This window comes from Blautia sp. MSJ-9, from assembly GCF_018919065.1.
Lineage (GTDB): Bacteria > Bacillota > Clostridia > Lachnospirales > Lachnospiraceae > Blautia_A.
This window is the reverse complement of sequence record NZ_JAHLQG010000034.1, coordinates 79627-103426: the sequence shown is the minus strand read 5'-3', so window position 1 is coordinate 103426 and position 23800 is coordinate 79627. Positions and strand designations below refer to the sequence as shown.

Annotated in this window: 25 protein-coding genes; 23 read left to right on the top strand and 2 right to left on the bottom strand. The window is 42.5% G+C overall.

Annotated elements, in window-relative coordinates:
• Positions 1-199 precede the first annotated feature (199 nt).
• The 3 genes from cmk (at position 200) to rpsA (ending at position 2925) form a co-directional block, all read left to right on the top strand.
• Positions 200-871 carry a (d)CMP kinase gene (gene cmk / locus KQI87_RS09560; protein ID WP_216459943.1) on the top strand — a complete coding sequence of 224 codons (672 nt, stop codon included), beginning with the start codon at positions 200-202 and terminating at the stop codon, positions 869-871.
• Positions 872-989: 118 nt separating this feature from the next.
• Positions 990-1868 (top strand): 4-hydroxy-3-methylbut-2-enyl diphosphate reductase, encoded by an 879-nt coding sequence (gene ispH / locus KQI87_RS09555; protein WP_216459942.1) that lies wholly within the window; start codon positions 990-992, stop codon positions 1866-1868.
• A complete protein-coding gene (gene rpsA / locus KQI87_RS09550) occupies positions 1849-2925 on the top strand; it encodes a 30S ribosomal protein S1 (protein ID WP_216459941.1) in 1077 nt (358 codons plus the stop codon). The genes ispH and rpsA overlap by 20 nt, the downstream gene beginning before the upstream one ends.
• Positions 2926-3079: 154 nt before the next feature.
• Here rpsA and KQI87_RS09545 read toward each other — a convergent pair whose 3' ends face one another.
• Positions 3080-4099, bottom strand: a complete 1020-nt coding sequence (locus KQI87_RS09545; RefSeq protein WP_216459940.1) for a ribonuclease H-like domain-containing protein — start codon at positions 4097-4099, stop codon at positions 3080-3082.
• A gap of 135 nt (positions 4100-4234) precedes the next feature.
• On the opposite strand from KQI87_RS09545, the gene KQI87_RS09540 reads away from it, so the two are divergent.
• From KQI87_RS09540 to KQI87_RS09455, 18 genes are all read left to right on the top strand, one after another.
• On the top strand, positions 4235-5098 hold the full coding sequence (locus KQI87_RS09540) for a putative ABC transporter permease (protein ID WP_216459939.1): 864 nt from the start codon (positions 4235-4237) through the stop codon (positions 5096-5098).
• A 170-nt stretch (positions 5099-5268) separates the two neighbouring features.
• A complete protein-coding gene (gene rsxC / locus KQI87_RS09535) occupies positions 5269-6585 on the top strand; it encodes an electron transport complex subunit RsxC (protein WP_216459938.1) in 1317 nt (438 codons plus the stop codon).
• 15 nt (positions 6586-6600) lie between these two features.
• Positions 6601-7578 (top strand): RnfABCDGE type electron transport complex subunit D, encoded by a 978-nt coding sequence (locus KQI87_RS09530; protein WP_216459937.1) that lies wholly within the window; start codon positions 6601-6603, stop codon positions 7576-7578.
• Positions 7575-8180, top strand: coding sequence for an RnfABCDGE type electron transport complex subunit G (locus tag KQI87_RS09525; RefSeq protein ID WP_216459936.1), 606 nt, complete (start codon positions 7575-7577; stop codon positions 8178-8180). Before KQI87_RS09530 ends, KQI87_RS09525 begins: the two co-directional genes overlap by 4 nt.
• A 2-nt stretch (positions 8181-8182) precedes the next feature.
• Positions 8183-8893, top strand: a complete 711-nt coding sequence (rsxE, locus tag KQI87_RS09520) for an electron transport complex subunit RsxE (RefSeq protein ID WP_216459935.1) — start codon at positions 8183-8185, stop codon at positions 8891-8893.
• Positions 8894-8899: 6 nt separating this feature from the next.
• Positions 8900-9475: an electron transport complex protein RnfA gene (locus KQI87_RS09515; protein ID WP_216459934.1), complete on the top strand. Its 576-nt coding sequence runs from the start codon at positions 8900-8902 to the stop codon at positions 9473-9475.
• A gap of 13 nt (positions 9476-9488) precedes the next feature.
• Complete coding sequence (locus KQI87_RS09510) at positions 9489-10280, top strand: RnfABCDGE type electron transport complex subunit B (protein WP_216459933.1); 792 nt, start codon at positions 9489-9491, stop codon at positions 10278-10280.
• A 233-nt stretch (positions 10281-10513) separates the two neighbouring features.
• A complete protein-coding gene (ruvA, locus tag KQI87_RS09505) occupies positions 10514-11122 on the top strand; it encodes a Holliday junction branch migration protein RuvA (RefSeq protein WP_216459932.1) in 609 nt (202 codons plus the stop codon).
• Positions 11123-11267: 145 nt separating this feature from the next.
• Positions 11268-12272: a Holliday junction branch migration DNA helicase RuvB gene (ruvB, locus tag KQI87_RS09500; RefSeq protein ID WP_216459931.1), complete on the top strand. Its 1005-nt coding sequence runs from the start codon at positions 11268-11270 to the stop codon at positions 12270-12272.
• A gap of 291 nt (positions 12273-12563) precedes the next feature.
• On the top strand, positions 12564-12992 hold the full coding sequence (zapA, locus tag KQI87_RS09495) for a cell division protein ZapA (protein ID WP_216459930.1): 429 nt from the start codon (positions 12564-12566) through the stop codon (positions 12990-12992).
• 117 nt (positions 12993-13109) lie between these two features.
• Entirely contained in the window at positions 13110-15317 is a 2208-nt protein-coding gene (locus KQI87_RS09490) for a U32 family peptidase (RefSeq protein ID WP_216459929.1), read from the top strand.
• Between the two features lie 5 nt (positions 15318-15322).
• Complete coding sequence (locus tag KQI87_RS09485) at positions 15323-16696, top strand: FtsW/RodA/SpoVE family cell cycle protein (RefSeq protein ID WP_216459928.1); 1374 nt, start codon at positions 15323-15325, stop codon at positions 16694-16696.
• Complete coding sequence (locus KQI87_RS09480) at positions 16620-18104, top strand: peptidoglycan D,D-transpeptidase FtsI family protein (RefSeq protein ID WP_216459927.1); 1485 nt, start codon at positions 16620-16622, stop codon at positions 18102-18104. Before KQI87_RS09485 ends, KQI87_RS09480 begins: the two co-directional genes overlap by 77 nt.
• Positions 18105-18520: 416 nt before the next feature.
• The gene (locus KQI87_RS09475) at positions 18521-18976 is read left to right on the top strand and encodes an NUDIX hydrolase (RefSeq protein ID WP_216459926.1); all 456 of its coding nucleotides are present in this window, start codon (positions 18521-18523) and stop codon (positions 18974-18976) included.
• 78 nt (positions 18977-19054) lie between these two features.
• Complete coding sequence (locus tag KQI87_RS09470; protein ID WP_253292446.1) at positions 19055-19387, top strand: hypothetical protein; 333 nt, start codon at positions 19055-19057, stop codon at positions 19385-19387.
• A gap of 4 nt (positions 19388-19391) precedes the next feature.
• Entirely contained in the window at positions 19392-20462 is a 1071-nt protein-coding gene (locus KQI87_RS09465) for a DUF2953 domain-containing protein (protein WP_216459925.1), read from the top strand.
• 2 nt (positions 20463-20464) lie between these two features.
• Positions 20465-20842 (top strand): GerW family sporulation protein, encoded by a 378-nt coding sequence (locus KQI87_RS09460; RefSeq protein WP_216459924.1) that lies wholly within the window; start codon positions 20465-20467, stop codon positions 20840-20842.
• A 98-nt stretch (positions 20843-20940) separates the two neighbouring features.
• Positions 20941-21078, top strand: a complete 138-nt coding sequence (locus KQI87_RS09455) for a hypothetical protein (RefSeq protein WP_178760763.1) — start codon at positions 20941-20943, stop codon at positions 21076-21078.
• A 212-nt stretch (positions 21079-21290) separates the two neighbouring features.
• Here KQI87_RS09455 and rpmB read toward each other — a convergent pair whose 3' ends face one another.
• Entirely contained in the window at positions 21291-21479 is a 189-nt protein-coding gene (rpmB, locus tag KQI87_RS09450; protein WP_019161496.1) for a 50S ribosomal protein L28, read from the bottom strand.
• Between the two features lie 208 nt (positions 21480-21687).
• Between rpmB and KQI87_RS09445 the strand changes: the two genes are divergently transcribed.
• Both KQI87_RS09445 and KQI87_RS09440 read left to right on the top strand, forming a co-directional pair.
• Complete coding sequence (locus KQI87_RS09445; protein WP_020993850.1) at positions 21688-22047, top strand: Asp23/Gls24 family envelope stress response protein; 360 nt, start codon at positions 21688-21690, stop codon at positions 22045-22047.
• A 58-nt stretch (positions 22048-22105) separates the two neighbouring features.
• Positions 22106-23740 (top strand): DAK2 domain-containing protein, encoded by a 1635-nt coding sequence (locus KQI87_RS09440; RefSeq protein ID WP_253292454.1) that lies wholly within the window; start codon positions 22106-22108, stop codon positions 23738-23740.
• Positions 23741-23800: the final 60 nt, after the last annotated feature.

Sequence of the window (23800 nt, the reverse complement as noted above, 5' to 3'; positions counted from 1 at the left end):
TAGCCCACATAGAGTGTTAATGGACAGCAACCAGTAACAGTAAAACTATTATAGAAGTAAGCAGATAAGGCAGTATCTTGTAAGAAAATTATATCTATGATATGATTCGGCTATACATTATCCGCTTGATTAAATATAAATATTAAGCAATAAGACAGAGAAATCTGTTTAAATAATAGAAACAGGAGGAACCGTGAAAATGGGATGTAATATTGCCATCGACGGACCTGCAGGAGCAGGAAAGAGCACTATCGCCAAAAAAGTGGCGAAAGAATTATCATTTATCTATGTAGACACAGGAGCCATGTACAGAGCAATGGCCTTATATCTCCTCAACCATGGCGTAAACGGCGACAGCCAGGACGAGATCGAAGCCGCATGTTCCGGCGCAGACATCTCTATCGAATATAAAAACGGAGAACAGATCGTAATCCTCAACGGCGAGAACGTCAACTCCATGCTCCGCACCGAACAGGTAGGAAACATGGCATCCAAAAGTTCCGCAAATGCAAAAGTAAGAGCACATCTTCTGAAACTCCAGAGAACTCTGGCAGAGAAGAACGATGTAGTTATGGACGGACGAGATATCGGAACAACCATCCTTCCGAACGCTGAAGTAAAGATTTACCTCACCGCCAGCGCCGACACCAGAGCCAGAAGAAGAGCCCTCGAATACGAGCAGAAAGGAGAAATGTTCAACCTCGACCAGATCCGTAAGGACATCATCGAGCGCGATGAACGCGATATGAACCGTGAAGTTTCTCCTCTCAAACAGGCAGACGATGCAGTACTTGTAGATTCCTCAGAAATGGGAATTGATGATGTTGTAAATGCCATCCTTAATGTATATAAGGAAAAAGTACAGAAATAGTATTTTATATTGAAAACCATGCAATTTCTTTGATATTGATGATTTATTATTTCCTGCTAAAGAAATTACTATCGAGAAATAGATATGTGTATAACTGTACAGAGCGAAAGGATTATTTATGAAAGTAAAAGTAGCAGAAACGGCCGGCTTCTGCTTTGGCGTCAAACGCGCAGTAGACAAAGTCTATGAACTGATCGATACAGAACAGAAACCGATCTTCACGCTGGGTCCGATCATCCACAACGAAGAGGTAGTATCAGATTTGGAAGCCAAAGGCGTTCACGTCATCACAGAAGAGAGCTTAGATGCACCCGATGAAAACCTGCAGAACGGCATTGTAGTGATCCGTTCTCATGGTGTAGGGAAACCGATCTACGATAAACTGAAGGAAAAAGACATCTCCTACGTAGATGTCACCTGCCCCTTCGTTCTGAAAATCCACCGCATCGTAGAGAAAGAAAGCATTGCTGGAAAACACGTGATTATCATCGGCGACAAAGACCACCCCGAAGTCCAGGGCATCTGCGGCTGGTGTCAGGGTCCCTACACAGTGATCAAAAACCAGGAAGAAGCAGACGCATTTGTACCTCCAAAAGGGAAAAAAATAAGTATTGTGTCCCAGACGACATTTAATTACAACAAATTTAAAGATTTAGTTGAAATTCTCCGCAAAAAGAGGTATGATAATAATGTTTTAAATATTCTTAATATTTTAAACACTATTTGTAATGCTACCGAAGAACGGCAGAAAGAAGCAAAAAACATAGCCGGAGAGGTAGACACTATGCTGGTCGTAGGCGGCCGCCATAGTTCCAATACTCAAAAGCTGTTTGAAATATGCAAAAAGGAATGTGGAAATACTTACTATATACAAACACCTGTAGACTTGGATTCTGAAATGTTCCAATGCAGTAGTTATGTAGGTATTACAGCAGGGGCTTCCACCCCAAAGAAAATTATTGAGGAGGTTCAAGAACATGTCAGAATTAAGTTTTGAACAGATGCTGGAAGATTCCGTAAAAACTATCAGAAATGGAGAGATTGTACAGGGTACTGTCATCGATGTAAAAGAAGATGAGATTATTCTGAATATCGGTTATAAAGCAGACGGTATTATCACAAAGAACGAATACTCTAACGATGCAAGCCTTGTACTCACAGATGCTGTTCACGTTGGCGACACAATGGAAGCAAAAGTTCTCAAAGTAAATGATGGAGAAGGTCAGGTTACTCTTACTTATAAGAGACTGGCAGCAGAGAAAGGTAACAAACGTCTTGAAGAAGCATTTGAGAATCAGGAAGTATTAAAAGCTACTGTATCTCAGGTACTTGATGGCGGACTTTGCGTAAACGTAGACGAAGCAAGAGTATTTATTCCTGCAAGCCTCGTTTCCGACACATATGAGAAAGACCTTTCTAAATATGCAGATCAGGAAATCGAATTCGTGATCACAGAATTCAACCCAAGAAGACGTCGTATCATCGGTAACCGTAAACAGCTTCTTCTTGCTGAGAAAGCAGAAAAACAGAAAGAATTAATGGAGAAAATCCATGTTGGCGATACAGTTGAAGGAACTGTTAAGAACGTTACAGATTTCGGTGCATTCATCGATCTCGGCGGAGCTGACGGACTTCTTCACATCTCCGAAATGTCCTGGGGCAGAGTAGAGAATCCGAAGAAAGTATTCAACGTTGGTGACACTGTAAAAGTTCTTATCAAAGAGATCAAAGGAGATAAGATCGCACTTTCCCTTAAATTCCCGGAAGAGAATCCATGGCTCACAGCAGCTGAGGACTTCGCTGTAGGAAACGTAGTAAAAGGTAAAGTTGCACGTATGACAGACTTCGGTGCATTCGTAGAACTCGCACCTGGCGTAGATGCACTTCTTCATGTATCTCAGATTTCCAGAGAGCATGTTGCAAAACCATCAGACGTACTGTCAATCGGACAGGAAATCGAAGCTAAGGTTGTTGACTTCAACGGTGAAGACAAGAAGATCAGCCTGAGCATGAAAGCTCTCGAAGCACCAGTTGAAGAGAGCACAGAAGAATAATTCATAGAGAATATTTCTTGAGATAATAAATACCGCTATTTACAACTTTGAGCTGTAATAGCGGTGTTTTTATATTAAAAAATTGACTTTTCTAATAAGTAATAGAACGGTCTGACTAATATTATTGTAGAAAAAATATCAATGAGAATTTATATCATTTTAAATGCGCTAAAAGATACGGAAGAGTATGTTCCAGATACTGTTTTTGTATTTGCAGATTTTGCAGAAACTGTTCTGTACAATTGAACCATGTATAACAGGTATCTTTTGTGGCTGCTTTGCGGTGTTTCTTATCAATTCCGCTTCCAAGTGCTTTCGGAATAACGGTATCTTCATCTGGCAGATAGTAATAGTCTTTATAATTCTTATAATGCTGTTTCAGCCGTCCTTGTTCTGTCTGGACAATGAGCTTCACTTCTTTATCTTTTCCTGTAATATAAAAAGTTCCATTTCCGTTAGAAAACTCAGCCGGAAGAGAGAAGAAGAGTTTTAGTACAAAAATAACATTTTCTTCATCTGCTTCCGCATATGTAACTTCATACTCCGAATCATAAATGCAAAGATACCCAAGCATTTCAAAAATCCTTCCCAGTCCCAGCACATCCTCCAAGTTATGTCCCAAGATCTCCTCAGCCATAAGAGAGTCTCTTTTCTTCATAAAATCTTTATAAAGCTGAATACATTCTTTACCATTGTCATAAATCCTGTCTTTAATTCCAAGAAATTCCTCCAGGCATGGCTGTTTCATGGCCGGAAGTTTCAAAAGTGTCTTCAAAGGTTTCAATGTCAGATACAGATCGAGAGAAGTTTTTCCCTCAAACGGAGATGGCAGACCATATTTTTCGTATCTCGCTTCCAGATAAGGCTGATCAAACCGTTCTCCATTGTAAGAAATTAACAAATCATACTGCTCCAGAAATTGTGAAAAAATTCTCAGAATTGTCTCTTCTTCCTTATCATTTTCCGCCATCCACTGGTAAAAATACCAAGTTTCATCTTCAATTCCAACAGCTCCGATAAGGTACAAAAATGTGGATTTTCGGGACAATCCGGTGGTTTCTATGTCATAAAAAACAGGTGAAAAATTGTATTTTTGGAAGTATTTTCCGGTGAAAAATTTAACAGTCTCAAAGTCCGGAAACCCTTGTAAAATGGGCATTTTTTTAACAATCATGTTAATGTTTTTTCCTTTCCTAAATTGTATTTAATTATACACAAAAAATTAAAATTTGGGTAGTGCTTTTTTTCTGAAAATGGTTTATAGTATAACTGTAATTGAAAAAATTATACAAAAAAAGGAAGAAAAAGCATGTGGGATTTATCTATTTTGGGGATTGATTTTTATCACCTCATTAATTGGTTCATCATATACAGTTTCTTTGGCTGGGTGTGGGAGACCTGTTATGTGTCTGTAAAGAGCGGGAAATATGTAAACCGTGGCTTTATTAACGGACCGTTGTGTACGATATATGGATGTGGGGCAGTATCTGTCTATGTAATTCTGAGACCGGTCAGCGGGAATGTGTTATGGCTGTATGTTGGCGGTGTTGTTGTGGCAACTGCACTGGAATATGTAACTGCAGTATTGATGGAAACAATCTTCCATACGTCCTGGTGGGATTACAGTGAGAACAAATTCAATTTTCAGGGTCGTATCTGTCTGGGAGCTTCTCTTGGATGGGGTTTCTTCACAGTTCTTCTGTTTAAGGTACTTCACCCGATTGTGGAGTATATCGTTGCACTGTATCCGGTTTTCGTTGGGGAGATTGGAGTATGTGTGATAGGAATTGCCTATGTTGTGGACTTCGGTTTCTCAGCAGCAGCAGCTTTCCGTATTCAGGAGAAACTGCCGGTCATCGAGGCAGCTATGGAGCAGGCAAAGGACGAAATGCTTGTCAAGATGCACGAGAAGATCGCAGGTGTTGGATTTGCCAAAGAGGCTACTCTTGAGAGCGTAAAAGAACGTCTGGGAGATGTGGAAGTGCTGAAAGAGATGGAGCAGAAACGTGCTGCAGCTGTAGCTGAGATCAGTGCAGAACTTCAGAAGAAGAAAGAAGCTATGGCAGCAAAGGTTGGTCACAATATGCAGCGTTTCGTAAAAGCGTATCCAAACCTGAACCGTGGATACAAATTACATAATCTGAAGAATATCAGAAACAGAAAAGAAAAATAAGATATCAAAGATCGCTACTTAAATAAAGACAAAAGATCTGGATATAAAACGATTTACGAAAAAAGCCAATCAAAAAGAGATGGAAAACAAAATCATGTTACTGAACGTACAAAAGAACAGTAACGATAAAAATACTCTTGAGATGCTTAATATAAAAAGGAGGGAACAAAATGGGAATTTTAACCTTTAAGGGTGGTGTTCATCCTTATGACGGAAAAGAATTATCCAAGAACAATCCGGTAACGAAATATCTGCCTAAGGGAGATATGGTATATCCTCTTTCACAGCATATCGGCGCACCGGCAGCACCGGTAGTTCAGAAAGGAGACCACGTGCTTGCAGGACAGAAGATTGCGGACGCTGCAGGCTTTGTCTCATCACCGATCCATGCATCTGTTTCCGGTACAGTAAAGGGAATCGAACCGAGACTGACAGCAACAGGATCCACGGTTAATTCTATTATCATTGAGAATGACCAGCAGTATGAAAGTGTGGAATTTACTCCTGCACGACTGGAGGATCTTTCAAAGGAAGAGATCCTGGCAAGAATTAAAGAAGGCGGAGTTGTGGGAATGGGCGGTGCCGGATTCCCGACACAGGTAAAACTTGCTCCGAAGGAACCAGACAAGATCGATCATATTCTTGTAAACGGTGCTGAGTGTGAACCGTATCTTACCAGCGATTACAGAAGAATGCTGGATGACTCTGAGAAGCTGATCGAGGGCTTAAGAGTTATGCTGAAGCTTTTTGACAATGCAAAGGGTTATATCTGTATTGAGGATAACAAGCCCGACTGTATTGCAAAGTTGAAAGAAATGGTAAAAGATATCCCGCGTATCGAAGTTGCAGAGCTGATGACCAAGTACCCACAGGGTGGTGAGCGCTTCCTGATCAAAGCTGTCACAGACAGAGAAATCAATTCAACTATGCTTCCGGCAGATGCAGGATGTGTTGTTGACAACGTAGATACCGTAATCGCTGTTTATGAAGCAGTTATCCTTGGAAAACCTGTTATGGATCGTATTGTAACAGTAACAGGACAGGGGATTAAGAATCCGCAGAACTTTGAAGTTCTTTCTGGAACAGATATGGCAGAGCTGATCGAGGCTGCCGGCGGACTGACAGACAATGTATCAAAAGTAATTTCCGGTGGTCCTATGATGGGATTCGCTATGTACGATACTCATGTACCATGTATCAAGACAAGTTCTGCCTGTCTCTGTCTGGAAAAGGACGATGTGGCAGATGCAGAACAGACTGCATGTATTAACTGTGGCAGATGCGTAGGAGTCTGTCCCGGCCATGTCATTCCTGCAAGACTTGCAACATTTGCAGAACATGGTGACATGGAGAGCTTCCAGAAATTTGATGGTATGGAGTGCTGCGAATGCGGCTGCTGCAGTTATATCTGCCCGGCGAAGCGTCCGTTGACCCAGATGATCAAATCTATGCGTAAGATGGTTCTGGCAAGCCGTAAGAAAAAGTAAAAGGGGGACATCATAATGGATCAGATGTTACATGTATCATCCAATCCCCATGTCCGGGATAAGATGACAACAAGCAAAATCATGCAGCTTGTGGTACTGGCGCTTCTGCCGACCACACTGTTTGGAATTTATAATTTTGGCGTTCGCGCCTTACTGGTAGTAGTAATTACCGTTGCTTCCAGTGTATTCTTTGAGTGGATCTATGATAAACTGATGCACAAGAAGAACACGATTACAGACTTCAGTGCAGTTGTTACAGGTTTATTACTTGCATTAAATATGCCTGCATCCATTCCGCTCTGGATGCCTGTACTTGGTAGTGCATTCGCGATTATCGTTGTAAAACAGCTCTTCGGTGGTCTGGGACAGAACTTCATGAACCCGGCACTTGCAGGAAGATGTTTCCTGATGATCTCTTTTGCGGGAAAGATGACAGATTTCGCAGTAAGTGACAACTTCAGAGGCGTAGTAGATACTGTTTCCGGTGCAACTCCTCTGGCAGCTCTGAAACAGAATGGATTTACAGATGGTTCTGTATCCGTATTACATATGTTTATCGGTGATATTCAGGGTACAATTGGTGAGACTTCAGCAATTGCGATCCTCATCGGTGCAGCAATCCTTCTGGTTTATAAAGTCATCGATCTTAAGATCCCGCTTACTTATATCGGATCTTTTGCAGTATTTGTAATCCTTTACATGCTTGGAACAGGCAAGGGATTTGATGTGAACTATCTGTTCAGCCATATCTTCGGCGGCGGTCTTATGCTTGGTGCATGGTTCATGGCTACAGACTATGTCACAACACCGATCACACCTAGAGGACAGTATGTATACGGTGTCTGTCTTGGTGTACTGACTGCAATCTTCCGTCTCTTCGGCGGTTCTGCAGAGGGTGTATCCTATGCGATTATTTTCTGCAACCTGTTAGTTCCAATGATCGAACGTGTGACTCGTCACCCGGCATTTGGGAAAGGGGGCAAAAAAGCATGAGTAACAGAATTATCAAAGATACGATCGCTATTACAGTGATCACACTGGTAGCAGGACTTGCCCTTGGCGTAGTCCAGGATATTACAGCTGACCCGATCGCAAAGCAGGAAGCACAGGCAAAACAGGACGCTTATAAAGCTGTTTTTGCAGATGCTGACAGCTTTGATGTTGTAGATGTAGATGCAGACGCACTGCAGTCTTATCTGGACGAAAACGGATATGCAGCGCAGTCTATTGATGAGACCATGCTTGCAAAAGATGCTTCCGGCAATGAACTGGGATATGCATTTACAGTAACCACTTCCGAAGGTTACGGCGGAGATATCCAGTTTGCAATGGGAATCATGGATGATGGAACTTTGAACGGAATTTCCATTCTTTCCATCGGTGAGACCGCAGGTCTTGGTATGAGAGCAAACACAGATGCATTTAAGGATCAGTTCAAAGATAAGAAAGTAGATAAATTTGAATATACAAAAACCGGTGCCACAGCAGACAATCAGATCGATGCGTTAAGTGGTGCCACAATCACAACGAATGCCATGACAAACGGTGTCAACGCCGGCTTATGTGCATTCCAGTATGAGAAAGGAGGAAACTAGTGATGAAACCAAACACACCTGCAGAACGTTTGTATAACGGAATCATCAAAGAAAATCCTACCTTTGTACTGATGCTTGGTATGTGTCCGACACTGGCCATCACCACATCTGCAACTAATGGTATCGGAATGGGACTTACTACAACAGTCATCCTTGCAGCATCCAACTTAATGATCTCTCTTCTGAGAAACTTTATTCCGGACAGAGTTCGTATGCCTGCATTTATCGTAGTTGTTGCTTCATTTGTAACAGTCGTACAGCTCCTTTTACAGGGATTTATCCCAAGTCTGTATGATTCACTTGGAATTTATATTCCGCTGATCGTAGTTAACTGTATCATCCTTGGCCGTGCAGAAGCATATGCATCCAAGAATAAACCGATCGCGTCTTTATTTGACGGTCTTGGTATGGGCCTTGGATTTACCTTAAGTATTACCTGTATCGGTGCAGTACGTGAGCTGATCGGTGCCGGATCTATTTTCGGACATCAGATTCTTCCTCTGGCAGATGCTGCAGCAGGTAAAGCCGGTTATGAGCCGATCACTATCTTTATCCTCGCACCTGGAGCATTCTTTGTTCTGGCAGCACTTTCTGCATTACAGAACAAATTTAAACTTGGTGCAGCCAAACGTGGCATTGACCCGAGTAATCCTCACTGCGGCGGAAGCTGTGCAGCCTGCGGCAATACCATGTGCAAGGGAAAAAGGGGGTAATGGATTATGAAAGAACTTTTGATCATACTTGTAAGCTCAGCGATCGTAAATAACGTAGTCCTCAGCCAGTTCCTTGGTCTTTGTCCTTTCCTTGGTGTTTCCAAGAGTGTAGAGACAGCAGCCGGCATGGGCGGTGCGATCATCTTCGTTATCACACTGTCATCTTTTGTGACAGGTATTATTTACAATGCTATTCTCGTTCCTACAAACCTGACTTATCTGCAGACCATCGTATTCATCCTGCTGATCGCAGCGCTGGTACAGTTTGTAGAGATGTTCCTGAAGAAAGCAATGCCTTCTCTGTATCAGGCACTTGGTGTGTATCTTCCTCTGATCACAACAAACTGTGCAGTTCTCGGTGTTGCCCTTACAAACGTACAGAAAGGTTATAACATACTTCAGGGAACAATTAACGGATTTGCAACAGCAGTCGGCTTTACCATTTCTATCGTGCTGATGGCTGGTATCCGTGAGAAAATCGCATACAATGACATTCCAAAATCCTTCCAGGGATTCCCTACAGTTCTGCTGACAGCCGGACTGATGGCAATTGCCTTCTTCGGATTTTCAGGACTGATTTAAGGAGGGAAATGTTATGAATATAGGAGCAATTATCGCGGCAACTGTGCTGGTTGCGGCAGTCGGTCTTTTTATTGGTATTTTCCTCGGAGTAGCTGGTAATAAATTTGCAGTAGAAGTAGATGAGAAGGAAGTTGCAGTCCGTGAAGCACTTCCTGGAAATAACTGCGGTGGCTGTGGTTACCCTGGCTGTGATGGTCTGGCAGCAGCGATTGCTAAAGGCGAAGCACCTGTAAACGGATGTCCTGTAGGCGGTGAGCCTGTCGGAAAAGTGATCGCAGCGATCATGGGACAGGAAGTTGTTGAGACAGCCCGTCAGGTTGCATATGTAAAATGTGCAGGTACCTGTGAGAAAACAAAAGACAACTATGAATATACAGGCGTAGAAGATTGTGAAATGATGGCGTTCATTCCTGGCGGCGGAGCAAAGGCCTGCGGATTTGGATGTCTCGGATTCGGAAGCTGCGTAAAAGCCTGTCCATTCGGCGCAATTGATGTAGTAAATGGTGTGGCAGTCGTTGACAAAGAGGCATGTAAGGCCTGTGGTAAATGTGTAGCGAAATGTCCGAAGCACCTGATCGAGCTTGTTCCGTATGACCAGACTACATTCGTACAGTGCAGCTCTCATGCGAAAGGTAAAGCTGTTACATCTGCCTGCGAAGTTGGATGTATCGGATGTAAGAAATGTGAGAAGACCTGTCCGAATGGTGCAATCACAGTTGATAACTTCTGTGCTCATGTAGATTACAGTAAATGTACAAACTGCGGAGCATGTAAAGAAGCCTGCCCGAGACACATTATTCAGTAAAACTAAAGACAGAAATACGAAAAACTGCTGTGTGGGGAAACCTGGATGGCAGTTTTTTAGTGATTAAAACGAAGTGAACAGTAATCCTTTTCTTGAGAAACTTATCTGGAATATTCGAATATATGTTTGCACTCTGATGTAGGATGTGTTATGATGGTTCAGAAGTGATGGTCACTGGAGGCAGTAATATATGAACAGTAACCATTAATGCAATAGAAACCGGAGGAGATATCATGATCGCATTTGTTCATGGAACGGCAGTAGATATGACAGAGAACTCTGTCATTGTTGAGGCGGGCGGAATCGGATATGATATATATATGACAGGTACGGATCTCTCTAACATCCATATGGGTGAGGAAGTGAAGATCCATACTTATTTTAGTGTAAGAGAAGATGCCATGAAATTATATGGTTTCAGATCCAAGGATGATCTACAGATGTTTAAGCTGCTTCTGGGAGTAAATGGAGTAGGACCGAAGGCGGCAGTTGGCGTTCTGGCAGGGATCACAGCAGATGAACTGAGATTTGCAATTCTTTCAGATGACGTGAAGACTCTGTCCAAGGCTCCAGGCATCGGTAAGAAGACGGCACAGAAGTTGATTCTTGAGCTGAAAGACAAGATGAAGCTTGAGGATGCATTTGAACTGAAACTGGCACATGAGCAGGAGAAAGCGGCAGCAGGGCTTGGAGAGATATCAGATGGCAGACAGGAAGCAGTAGAGGCGTTGATTGCTTTGGGATATAGCAGCACAGATGCACTTCGTGCAGTGCGTAAGGTTACAGATGTGGCTCCGGATGATGTAGAGGGATTACTGAAAGCTGCATTAAAAAATTTCTGATATAACAAAAGCGCGTGTGCAGCGAAGCAGATGCAATGATTTTGTTATTAAAAGGGAATATAAGTTGTCTGTATTTGAGCAAAAAAGTACAGATATATCTGGATATAGAAAAACAGGTTAGTGAAAGGCCAGGAGTAATTATTAAATGGACAAACGTATTATAACTACAGATGTCACAGAGGAGGATTTCTCTCTGGAGGGAAATCTCCGTCCTCAGACTCTGGATGATTACATTGGTCAGGAGAAGACCAAGAGTACTTTAAAAGTATATATAGAAGCTGCCAAACAGCGACATGATGCGTTGGATCATGTACTGTTTTATGGCCCTCCAGGACTTGGAAAAACAACACTTTCCGGGATTATTGCCAATGAGATGGGCGTTCATATGAAAGTGACTTCCGGGCCGGCCATTGAGAAGCCGGGAGAGATGGCAGCAATTCTGAATAATCTGCAGGAGGGTGACATTCTGTTTGTGGATGAAATCCATCGTCTGAACAGACAGGTAGAGGAGGTTCTTTATCCTGCAATGGAGGACTACGCCATAGATATTATGATCGGAAAGGGTGCATCAGCCAGATCCATCCGTCTGGATCTGCCGAAATTTACTTTAGTAGGGGCTACAACGAGAGCTGGTCTTTTGTCTGCACCGCTTCGTGACCGTTTTGGCGTGATGCACCATCTGGAGTTTTATACACATGATGAATTGAAGACTATCATTATCCGTTCTGCACAGGTTCTGGGCGTGGAGATTGATGAGAAGGGTGCGGCAGAGATTGCCAAGAGATCCAGAGGAACTCCACGACTGGCAAATCGTCTCCTGAAGAGAGTACGTGATTTTGCCCAGGTAAAATATGACGGCAGGATTACTTATGATGTAGCATGTTTTGCATTGAATCTGCTGGAAGTGGATCAGTATGGTCTTGATAAAATCGACCGCAGGATCCTGCAAACAATGATCGTAAACTTTCAGGGAGGTCCTGTAGGACTGGAGACTCTGGCAGCGGCGATCGGTGAGGATTCAGGGACGCTTGAGGATGTATATGAGCCTTATCTGCTCCAGAATGGTTTTCTGAATCGCACCCCTCGTGGACGAATGGCATCTACTCTTGCATATGAGCATCTGGGATATCCGATGCCGGAGAAAAATTAAAAAGTAAAACTTTTTTAAAAATTCCTATACATTTCGACCGCTTTCGAGTATAATGAAATAAATGTCCGGAATTCTCAGCACATAAGGAGACGGATTGAAACTGATTTTGTTATTGTAAATATTGAGAACAATAACAGGATCATAAAGAAAAATATGGTGTTACTGCAGGCAGAAGAACTTTTGCGGAATATTCTTCAAAAGGATATAAATTTGTGACATACAGACTGGAATTAAAGAATCAGTGCAAAGTACTGCGAAACAGTAATAATAAGATACAGGAGGCTCGTACGGATGGCGGTCAAAAATACAGCAAAGGTAATCATAGGAGGTAAGATTATTACGCTGGGAGGTTATGAATCGGAAGAATATTTCCAGAAAGTAGCATCCTATATAAATAAAAAGATGGATGAATTAAGTGGTATGCCAGGTTACAGCAGACAGCCGATGGAGACCAAGCATACACTTCTCAGCCTGAATATCACAGACGATTATTTCAAGGCTAAGAAACAGGCGGAGGTTTTTGAACAGGATTTACAGCAGAAGGATCAGGAGATGTACAATCTGAAACACGAACTGATTTCTCTTCGTATGCAGATAGAAGAAGTACAGAAGCATGAACAGGAATTGACCGAACAGAAGAACCTTCTGGCAGGAAAAAATGATGAACTGGAAAAGCAGAACAATGAGCTGGAGAAACAGATTGATGAACTGCTGAAATAATAAGAGGGGGGATTACTTCGGTGATTTCCCCTTTATGATTATAGCTGAATGCGGATGTTTTTATTCGCTTGACACAAATACGGATGATGCTATTCGTTTTATATGAGAGGTATATGAGTGAGAAGAGATGAGATAGAATTGTTGGCACCTGCCGGATCGTATGAAGGATTTGAAGCTGCCATTGGTGCAGGGGCAGATGCAGTCTACGTAGGAGGAGCAGCATTTGGAGCAAGAGCATACGCGAAGAATTTTGGAGAAGAAGAACTTCTCCGTGCGATTGACACTGCCCACATTCATGGAAAGAAACTTTACCTGACTGTCAATACGCTTCTTAAGAACAGAGAACTTTCGGAGCAGCTTTATGAATATCTGCTTCCGTATTATAAAGCCGGACTGGATGCAGTGATCGTTCAGGATATGGGAGTATTCCGGACAGTCAGAGAGCTGTTCCCGGGAATGCACATTCATGCCAGCACGCAGATGACAGTGACAGGTCCAGAAGGTATGAAATTTCTGGAAGAGCAGGGAGCTTCCCGCGTAGTAACTGCCAGAGAACTTTCCCTTGAAGAAATCCGGAGAATGCATGAGACAAGCCCTATAGAGATAGAATCTTTTATCCATGGTGCGTTGTGCTACAGTTATTCCGGACAATGTCTGATGAGCAGTATTCTGGGAGGCAGAAGCGGAAACAGAGGGCGTTGTGCCCAGCCATGCCGCCTGCCATATCAGACTGTATTATGTGGAGAGAGGAAGACAGCAGGACAGCAAAAGAGAAATCCGGGAAAAGGAAAAAAAGAGGTATGTCCGCTGAGCCTGAAGGATATTTCTACAATAGAAATTTTACCGCAGATTCTGGATGCAGGAGTGACATCTCTGAAGATAGAGGGAAGAATGAAACAGCCGGGATATACGGCAGGGGTAACTTCTGTATACAGGAAATATTTGGATCTTCTTTTTGAAGAGGGCGCAGAGAATTATAGAGTGTCGGAGAGAGACAGACAGTATCTGCTGGATCTGTTTAACAGAGGCGGTTCCTGTACAGGATATTACCAGATGCAGAACGGTCCTTCCATGATGGCATTTACAAATGAGAAGAAAACTGGTGACATTACACCTGTACTGATAAAGAAGAAAGAGAAATTGCAGGGAACGCTGATCCTGTTTCCGGGAAGTCCGGTAATACTGGATGTATCCTGCCGGGGAATTCATGGATCTGCATCTGTAGGAGAAGTACAGTATGCGCAGAACCAGCCCCTGACAGAGGAACGTGTCCGTTCGCAGATGGAGAAGCTTGGGAATACAGAGTATGAATGGGAAAGTCTGGAGATTCAGATGGATGAGAGCATTTTTATCCCGATGAAGATTCTGAACGAGGCGCGCAGACAGGCTCTGGAAGCACTGGAGGAAGAAATCCTCAAAACATACAGAAGGGAAGAAGTAAAGCAGGAAAAAGGCATAGAATTGTGTGCACAGCAGTACAATTCTGGCAAAAAACAAAAAAATCTTCCGATTTATGTATCTTGTGAAGAAAAAGAAACAGCACTTGCGTTATATAAAAGTGAAGGGATACAGGGAATGTACCTGAATGCAGATGCAATGGAAGCCTGTCTTGATGAAGGGGTAGACAGAGGAATAGAGATGTATCTGTCACTTCCACATATTATGCGAGACGGGATGCCCAAAGAGCTTGAGACGCGGATTCAGGAATGGCTGGACAGAGGCATGCATGGATTTCTTGTAAGAAATCTGGAAACATTTGCAATTCTGAGTAAGGCTGGACTGGCGGACAAATGTGTGCTGGATCACAATATGTACACTTGGAATAATGAAGCAGTTAAGTTCTGGGAGGAACAGAAGATTATGCGAAATACTGTGCCGTTTGAACTGAATGAAGGAGAAATCCGGCACAGGGATAATCGAAACAGCGAAATGATCATTTATGGTTATCTGCCGCTGATGTTATCTGCTCAATGTGTGCATAAGAATGTTTATGGGTGTAATCATAAGGAAGAGTGGGTAACATTAAAAGACCGTTATGATAAGGAATTTACAGCAAAATGTGTCTGTGATCCCTGGAAAATGGAAAATACAAATACCCACATTCCTTGCTATAATATCATTTACAACAGTATCCCTTATGGCCTGCTGAAAGAGAAACCACAGATAGATAAGCTTGGAATTTCTTCTCTGAGACTTGCATTTACGATTGAGAAACCACAGGATGCAGTAAAGATTTATGAAGAGTTCCGAAATGTTTATCAGAAGGGGGAGAATCCTCCGAAGCGGGAATACACAAAGGGACATTTTAAAAGAGGAGCCGAGTAAGGCATATGATTAATGTAATTGTAGAATTATCCAAGTATGTGATCCTTACCCTGATGGTAATTTATACATTTCACTGCTTCTATCTTGTGAAACAGCAGAGTGAGGAAGAGAGAAACGAATCGCTGCGGCAGCAGCTGATGCTGATCTTTTTTATGGATTTCACTGCGTTTCTGGTCATTTACCTGAAGACTGGTAAGTTTCAGGTCATCCTGTTCTATGCAGAGATGATGGCGTTTTTTGCGGGAATCCAGATTCTGTACAGAATTTTGTATAAGAAAGCATCTATTTTACTGCTCAATAATATGTGTATGCTTCTCAGCGTTGGATTTATTATGCTGTGCAGACTGGATGTGTCTACGGCAACCAGGCAGCTGGTGATCGTAGCTGGTGTGAATGCAGTAGCACTTGTTGTTCCTGTTCTGATCAGGAAGATGAAATTTCTCAAGGATCTGACATGGATTTATGCAGGTCTGGGAATTGTTCTGCTGGCAGCAGTACTTGTGCTTGCACAGACAAGCTATGGTGCAAAGCTTTCCCTAATGGGTATTCAGCCTTCAGAAGCGATCAAGATTACGTTTGTGTTCTTTATGGCGGCATTATTGAGAAATGGAGCTGATTTTTCAAAAGTAGTTCAGGCTACTATAGTGGCCGGGCTTCATGTAGGTATCCTGGTGCTTTCCAGAGACCTTGGAAGTGCTGTGATCTTTTTTGCAGCGTATCTGGTGATGATTTATGTGGCATCCAAGAATGTAGGATATCTGGCGCTTGGTCTTGCTGGTGGTTCTGCTGGAGCTGTTGTGGCATATCATTTATTTGCACATGTGCGTCAGAGAGTAACTGCATGGAAGGATCCTATGGCAGTTTACCAGAATGAAGGTTATCAGATTGTTCAGTCATTGTTTGCGATCGGAACCGGCGGATGGTTTGGAATGGGCTTGTGCCAGGGTTCTCCTGAGAAGATCCCTGTTGTTAAGAATGACTTTATATTTAGTGCCATTTGCGAGGAACTGGGATGTATTTTTGCCATATGTCTGATTCTTGTGTGCATGAATTTCTTTCTGATGATCGTAAATATTGCGCTTAAGATAAAGAAGCCGTTTTATAAACTGATCGCACTTGGGCTTGGCACGGAATATGCATTTCAGGTGTTTCTGACCATTGGTGGTGCGACGAAGTTTATCCCTATGACAGGTGTAACCCTTCCGCTGGTCAGCTATGGAGGAAGTTCAGTGGCGAGTACCGTGCTGATGCTGGCAATCATTCAGGGACTGTATATTTTGAGAGAAGACGAGGACGAAGAAATTGAGAGATATCGAAGAAAGGAAGCAGCGCAAAGAGCTCAGGAAGCGTCAGAAGCGCAAGGCTCAGGAAATTTCTAAAAAAAGAAGACCACGTAACCGGGAATATACGCTGGTATCCTGCTTTTTTGTGCTGATCTTTGTCAGCATGATCGGATATCTGGTTTATTTTAACTATGCCAAGAGCGAAGATTTCATTAATAGTCCATATAATACCAGACAGGATACTTTTTCAGACAGGGTTGTGCGAGGCAAGATCGTATCTGCAGATGATCAGGTGCTTGCACAGACGAATGTTTATGAAGATGGAACTGAGGAGCGTACTTATCCGTATGCAAATATGTTTGCGCACGTAGTGGGATATGATACCAATGGAAAGAGCGGCCTGGAATCAGAAGCAAACTTTCAGCTGCTTACATCTCATGAATTCTTTTTGAATCAGATGAAGAATGAGTTTAAGAATCAGAAGAATACAGGAGATACGATCGTGACTACTTTAAACGCGGACCTTCAGACGACGGCATATAATGCGTTAGGAGACAGGAGAGGTGCAGTAGTTGCCATAGAGCCCTCTACCGGTAAGATTTTGGTAGAATTAAGCAAACCGGATTTTGATCCGAATACTATTTCCGAGAACTGGGATACACTGGTCAATGATTCCAATGACAGCAGCCTGCTTAACAGGGCGACTAATGGTGCATATCCACCGGGTTCTACTTTTAAAGTGGTAACTGCACTTGATTATTTCAGGACTAAGGGAAGCCTGGAGGGATTCTCTTATCTCTGCGAGGGAAGCATCACGACAGAGGATCACACGATCCGATGCTATGGTGGAACGGTTCATGGTCAGGAGGACTTTTACAGTGCATTTGCTAATTCCTGTAACAGTGCCTTTGCAGAGATTGGAACCATGGTCGGAGGAACTTCACTGAGAAAGACTGCAGAGGATCTTTTGTTTAACAAGAGCCTGCCTCTTACTTCTTATAAGAAGAGTATTTTTACACTGACTGGAAAATCTTCAGTTGCAGAGGTGATGCAGACTGCTATCGGACAGGGAAATACACTGGTGTCACCAATGCATATGGCACTGATCACCAGTGCGATCGCCAATGGTGGAGAACTGATGAAGCCGTATCTGATCGATTCTGTAGTTAGTTCAGATGGAGAAACTGTTAAGACAACACAGCCTGAGAGTTATAAGAAGCTGATGACTACCAATGAAGCAAATATTCTTGGTAAGCTGATGAAAGGCGTTGTTGAGAATGGTACTGCATCTGCGCTCAACGGAAGAGGATATACAGTAGCTGGAAAAACGGGTTCTGCGGAATTTGACGAGAACGGTTCCAGCCATTCCTGGTTTATTGGATATTCTAATGTGGATAATCCTGACCTTGTAGTTGCCATTATTGTTGAGAATGGTGGTACAGGAAGCGAAGCGGCAGTGCCGATCGCAGGTCAGATTTTTGATGCCTATTATTTTGATAATTAATAAAAAAATGTCCGGTTTTATGAGGATACAATAGGAGTATCTCTGAACCGGACATTTTTGCGAAATATTTTGGCTGTCGTCAACATATTTCATGATGTATAGTAATGTGCTTTGTGAGTTACTGTTCACAGGTAATATCCCGCGAGGTGTTTTTTGTGAGCGAAGGTCACCTACAGGACCTGCCACTGGCAGCTCCCTACGGATGCATGGCAACAGGAAACCCGAGACATACCGCGCGAATTTATGCGATTAGCATAAATTTTGTGCATTGCGAAGCGTGTTACTGGGCACGGAGTGAACAGTAACCTTTGTGACGTTTAATGTAACGATTTGTTATTTACGGGTTGCGGGTTTTGCGAAAAAGAGGTATACTATACTCAGTTTTTAATACCACGCAAAACAGGAGGGATTGCATTATGATAGAAGCAACGAGCTGTGGCGGTGTGGTAATTCATCGGGGTAAGATTCTTACATTGTATAAATCTTACAGGAACCGTTATGAGGGCTGGGTATTACCGAAGGGAACTGTGGAGCCAGGTGAAACGCATGAACAGACGGCATTACGGGAAGTGATGGAAGAGGCTGGAGTGCGGGCGACCATTGTGAAATATATCGGAAAGAGCCAATATAACTTTACCGTTCCGGAGGACGTGGTTTCCAAAGAGGTACACTGGTATCTGATGACTGCGGATAATTATCATAGTAAGCCCCAAAGAGAAGAGTTCTTTGTGGATTCCGGGTATTATAAGTACCATGAGATTTATCATCTGTTGAGATTTTCCAATGAGAAGCAGATTGTAGAGCGTGCTTATCAGGAATATCTGGAGATGAGAAGTAATGGACTCTGGGGAAAACAGCATAAGTATTATTAACGAGGACAGGGCTGTGTTTTTTGACGCAGCCCGGTTTAATTTCAGAGAAAAAGGGAATACTTTTGAAATACAGGAAGAATGGAAACGGGAGAGTGTAAGATGCTGGTCTGGCAGGAGAATTTTTTAACAGGAGAATCTGTAAAGAATCCAAACAAAATCAAAAAGAAATTAAATAATGGAAAGCTAGTGCCGGGCATTTATCTTCTTACGTTATCAGAGAATCCGTCGAATCTGATGGATATTATTCCGGCAGCAATGCTGATCCAGAAGAGTTTGTATGGAATCTGCCCTAAGATTATAGGAATGGCAAAGGGGAAGGATGAAGCTCTGGAAATGGTACGAAGTCTGATCGATGAAATGTATACAGAGACAGGTACTTTTGCAACAGCTGAATATATAGAAAACAGGTGAGAATATGCTACATATTTTATGGCTGATCCTTAAGTTTATATTGATCGTACTGGGGATTGTGTTGGGGCTTTTTTTACTGGCAGTCCTGCTTGTTCTATTCTGTCCTGTCAGATATAAGGTATCAGCTGTTAAAACAGAAGATGACTGGAAACAGATAGAAGGGGAAGGTGTTGTAAGCTGGCTTTTTCATGGAATTTCCCTGAGCGCCAGATGGCAGGAACAGAAGATGGAATTCTCTTTCCATTTATTTGGAATTCCGATAAGTAAGTTATTGAAGAAGCGCCGGGCAAAGAAAGAAGCCGCACAGGAGAAACCCCGTCAGAGAAATGCAAAAAAAGAGAAGCAGACAGAGCTGGCTGAGAAAGCAGAACAGAAAATTGAAACTGCAACAGAAGCACATTCTGAATCAGAGGAGTGCGGACAGAGTTCTGAACAGGGGGATTCCGGGAAACAGACATCTGTGCAGCAGGAAGAGAAAAAAGAAACAGATGTGCCGAAGCCGACAGTCGAAGAGATTGACAGACCGAAGACGGATGAGCTTGTTTCAGAAGAAACTGTACAGACTGAGTCATCAAAAACAGATTCTGTCGAAGCTTCTTCTCAGAAACAGTTCTTTATAAAAAAGATTTATAATAAGATCAGGAGACTGATTAAAAGCATTCAGGCAAAACTTCGCAGGATTCGCAGAACTTTTGATAAGATCAGAAGTCAGGCATCCTGGTGGAGGGCGTTTCTTATACATCCAAGAGTAAAAGCTGCCAAAGATCTTGTATGGAAACATGCAAAATTTCTGCTGAAGCATATTTTTCCTACCAGGATAGAAGGACAGATTACTTTTTCCTTCGAAGATCCTGCACTGACAGGAACAGCACTTGCTGTATTGGGGATGACGATTCCATTTCATAAGAACTGTGTGCAGATCAATCCCCGTTTTGACGGAGAGAACTATCTGCAGGGAAACATCAGGGCAAAAGGCAGAATTTATGGATTTGTATTTGTACGTGCTGCATTGATCATTTATTTTGATAAAAATATAAAATACGTTATCAAACGTTGGAAAACCAGGAGGGTATGACCATGGCAAACGAAAATAACTTTAAAGAAACTGTAAACTCATTATTTAAGGGAATGGACAGCTTTATTTCTGCGAAAACAGTAGTAGGAGAAGCGATTCATGTAGGCGATACGATCATCCTTCCTCTGATGGATGTATCCTTTGGTGTAGGTGCTGGCGCTTTTTCAGGAGAAAAGAAGGACAACGGTGGCGGCGGAATGGCCGGTAAGATGACTCCATGCGCTGTTCTTGTCATACAGAATGGATCAACTAAGCTTGTTAATGTAAAGAACCAGGATGGGCTTACTAAAGTTCTTGATATGGTGCCGGATTTCGTAGATCGATTCACAGCTTTTACAGCCGGAAAAGATGACGATGAACCAGGCAGTGACGAGAAATAATAAAAGATGGACAGAATATTTGAGATGATCTACACATTTCCAGGAGAGCTTCTGCATAAACTATAGCAAACCAATGAAAAAGAAAAGGTGCAGGAGAATTGGAAAAGCTCATTGGCTTTATGCTTTTTTTTATAGGTCTTGGGATGGTGATCGGTCTGTTGATTGCAGAAAATGTGATCCTTGTAGTTTCAGCCGGAATTTTCCTGCTGCTGGGATATCATCTTTTCTGTCATTAAAAACGAAATATAGGATATAAAAAGAGACTGTCAGAGTCGGATGTGATATCAATCAGAATATCCAGGCTGTGCCAGTCTTTTGTTTATGTATAGGAAGTTACTCCGTAATGTTCCTATAGCATAATAAGGCCCTTCGGGCAGGATTCTTTCCTTGTATCAAATATAATTTTGAGTAAAAAAATACCCCTGCAAAAACAGGGGCAATGGTGTTATTATGCTCTTTCTACTTTACCGGATCTTAAGCAAGAAGTACATACATATGTCTTTCTAGCTCCGCCTTCAGCAGTTTTGATTTTAACGGATTTTACGTTAGATTTCCACATTTTATTGGATCTTCTATGTGAATGACTTACATTATTTCCGAAATGAGCAGCTTTTTCACAGATTGCACATTTAGCCATGATAGCACCTCCTTGACGCTTTATTGTTACTGTCTGCTGTGTGCATAGCGTCTAAACAGTAACCTTGTGTTCAACAGATTACATTGTAACAGATGAATTGTGCTTTTGCAAGCAAAAAAAGGAAAAAAAAGAAAAATAATATTTCTTTTTCTTTCAAAAGAGGTTATAATACATGTACATACAATATATAAGCATTGGAGGTAACCATATGAATGGACGTATAGATTCCGGATTGGGTCAGATCATAATTGACACAGATGTAATCGCAACTTACGCAGGAAGCGTTGCAGTAGAGTGCTTCGGTATCGTAGGCATGGCAGCAGTCAGCATGAAAGACGGACTGGTAAAGCTTCTTGGAAAGAACAGCCTGAAACATGGTATCAGTGTCAGAATTACAGAGGACAATAAAATCCGCCTGAATTTCCATGTGATCGTGGCATATGGCGTGAATATAAGCACAATTGCGGACAACCTTGTCAGCAATGTCAAATATAAAGTCGAAGCCTTTACAGGAATGGAGATTGACAAGATCGATATTTATGTAGAAGGCGTACGTGCAATTGATTAGGATAGAGGAGGAACTTGTGGTGAATAACAAAACCATAGATGCCAGAATACTTTCCAGAATGTTTCTTGCAGGAGCCAAGAATCTGGAAGCTAAGAAAGAATGGATCAACGAACTGAATGTATTTCCGGTACCGGATGGAGATACAGGAACCAATATGACAATGACGATCATGGCAGCGGCTGCAGAAGTAGGATCTCTTGGAGATACAGATATGGAGTCACTGGCTAAAGCGATTTCTTCCGGTTCTCTGCGCGGTGCAAGAGGTAACTCAGGTGTTATCCTTTCCCAGCTTCTCCGCGGTTTTACCAAGAGCGTTAAGAAGAGTCAGGAACTGGATGCGCAGGCAATCGCTGCAGCAATGGAGAAAGGTGTGGAGACTGCATACAAGGCAGTTATGAAGCCGAAAGAAGGAACCATCCTTACTGTTGCAAGAGAAGCGGCAGCCAAAGCTGTTGAACTTGCAGAGACAGCAGAAGATCTGGATACATTTTTCCAGGGCGTGATCGCTCATGCAGAAGAGACTCTGGCAAAGACTCCGGAGATGCTTCCTGTTCTGAAAGAAGCAGGAGTTGTAGACTCAGGCGGACAGGGACTTCTGGAAGTATATCACGGAGCATACGACGGCTTCCTTGGCAAAGAAATCGACTATACACAGTTTGACAAAGCTAAAGGTCCTGCAGTAACTAAGATTGATGCACAGACAGAAGCAGATATTAAATTCGGTTATTGTACAGAATTCATTATTCTGCTGAATCAGCCAATGTCTGAGGAAACAGAGCATGAGTTCAAGAAATTCCTGATGTCCCTCGGAGATTCCATTGTGCTGGTTGCAGATGACGAAATTGTAAAAGTACATGTTCATACCAATCATCCTGGACAGGCAATCGAGAAGGCTCTTACATTTGGTGCACTTTCCCGCATGAAGATTGATAATATGCGTGAAGAGCATCAAGAGAAGCTGATTAAAGATGCTGAAAAAATGGCAAAAGAGCAGGCAGAGCAGGAAGCAAAAGAAATTGCAGCACAGCCGCCAAAGGAAGTTGGATTCATTTCCGTATCTGTTGGAAACGGAATGACAGAGATTTTCAAGGAGCTGGGTGTTGACTATCTGATCGAAGGTGGTCAGACTATGAACCCAAGTACAGAAGATATGCTGAATGCTATTGCAAAAGTAAATGCAAAGACTATTTATATCTTCCCGAATAATAAGAATATCGTTCTTGCAGCTAATCAGGCAAGAGATCTTACTGAGGATAAAGAGATTGTAGTTGTTCCTACAAAGACAATTCCACAGGGAATCACAGCTATGATTAGCTATGTACCTGAGAAAAACAGTGCTGAAAATACAGAGGCTATGCTTCAGGCAATTGAGCATGTGAAGACCGGACAGGTTACTTATGCAGTACGTGATACCAGAATTGATGATAAGGAGATCCATGAGGGTGATATGATGGGTATCGGTGATCATGGTATTCTGGCAGTTGGTAAAGATCGTCTGGAGGTTACGAAGGCAACGGTTGCTGAGATGGTAGATGATGAGTCCGAGGTGATCAGTATTTATTATGGTGCTGATACGGATGAATCTGAAGCTGAGGAACTGGCAGCGGCGCTTGAAGAGGCTTATCCGGATTGCGATGTAGAGCTGAATGCGGGTGGACAGCCAATTTATTATTATGTTATCTCTGTAGAATAACAGGATTTTATGATGGTAATAAAAGAATAGTTAATATAATGAAAACGGGTATAGGCCATT

Coding starts and splice junctions, on each gene's coding strand:
- KQI87_RS09530 (WP_216459937.1), top strand. CDS start 6,601: ATGGATCAGATGTTACATGTATCATCCAATCCCCATGTCCGGGATAAG.
- KQI87_RS09540 (WP_216459939.1), top strand. CDS start 4,235: ATGTGGGATTTATCTATTTTGGGGATTGATTTTTATCACCTCATTAAT.
- KQI87_RS09525 (WP_216459936.1), top strand. CDS start 7,575: ATGAGTAACAGAATTATCAAAGATACGATCGCTATTACAGTGATCACA.
- KQI87_RS09545 (WP_216459940.1), bottom strand. CDS start 4,099: ATGATTGTTAAAAAAATGCCCATTTTACAAGGGTTTCCGGACTTTGAG.
- rsxE (WP_216459935.1), top strand. CDS start 8,183: ATGAAACCAAACACACCTGCAGAACGTTTGTATAACGGAATCATCAAA.
- ruvA (WP_216459932.1), top strand. CDS start 10,514: ATGATCGCATTTGTTCATGGAACGGCAGTAGATATGACAGAGAACTCT.
- KQI87_RS09465 (WP_216459925.1), top strand. CDS start 19,392: ATGCTACATATTTTATGGCTGATCCTTAAGTTTATATTGATCGTACTG.
- KQI87_RS09475 (WP_216459926.1), top strand. CDS start 18,521: ATGATAGAAGCAACGAGCTGTGGCGGTGTGGTAATTCATCGGGGTAAG.
- ispH (WP_216459942.1), top strand. CDS start 990: ATGAAAGTAAAAGTAGCAGAAACGGCCGGCTTCTGCTTTGGCGTCAAA.
- KQI87_RS09470 (WP_253292446.1), top strand. CDS start 19,055: ATGGAAACGGGAGAGTGTAAGATGCTGGTCTGGCAGGAGAATTTTTTA.
- KQI87_RS09485 (WP_216459928.1), top strand. CDS start 15,323: ATGATTAATGTAATTGTAGAATTATCCAAGTATGTGATCCTTACCCTG.
- KQI87_RS09515 (WP_216459934.1), top strand. CDS start 8,900: ATGAAAGAACTTTTGATCATACTTGTAAGCTCAGCGATCGTAAATAAC.
- ruvB (WP_216459931.1), top strand. CDS start 11,268: ATGGACAAACGTATTATAACTACAGATGTCACAGAGGAGGATTTCTCT.
- KQI87_RS09445 (WP_020993850.1), top strand. CDS start 21,688: ATGAATGGACGTATAGATTCCGGATTGGGTCAGATCATAATTGACACA.
- KQI87_RS09460 (WP_216459924.1), top strand. CDS start 20,465: ATGGCAAACGAAAATAACTTTAAAGAAACTGTAAACTCATTATTTAAG.
- cmk (WP_216459943.1), top strand. CDS start 200: ATGGGATGTAATATTGCCATCGACGGACCTGCAGGAGCAGGAAAGAGC.
- KQI87_RS09440 (WP_253292454.1), top strand. CDS start 22,106: ATGTTTCTTGCAGGAGCCAAGAATCTGGAAGCTAAGAAAGAATGGATC.
- rsxC (WP_216459938.1), top strand. CDS start 5,269: ATGGGAATTTTAACCTTTAAGGGTGGTGTTCATCCTTATGACGGAAAA.
- rpmB (WP_019161496.1), bottom strand. CDS start 21,479: ATGGCTAAATGTGCAATCTGTGAAAAAGCTGCTCATTTCGGAAATAAT.
- zapA (WP_216459930.1), top strand. CDS start 12,564: ATGGCGGTCAAAAATACAGCAAAGGTAATCATAGGAGGTAAGATTATT.
- rpsA (WP_216459941.1), top strand. CDS start 1,849: ATGTCAGAATTAAGTTTTGAACAGATGCTGGAAGATTCCGTAAAAACT.
- KQI87_RS09510 (WP_216459933.1), top strand. CDS start 9,489: ATGAATATAGGAGCAATTATCGCGGCAACTGTGCTGGTTGCGGCAGTC.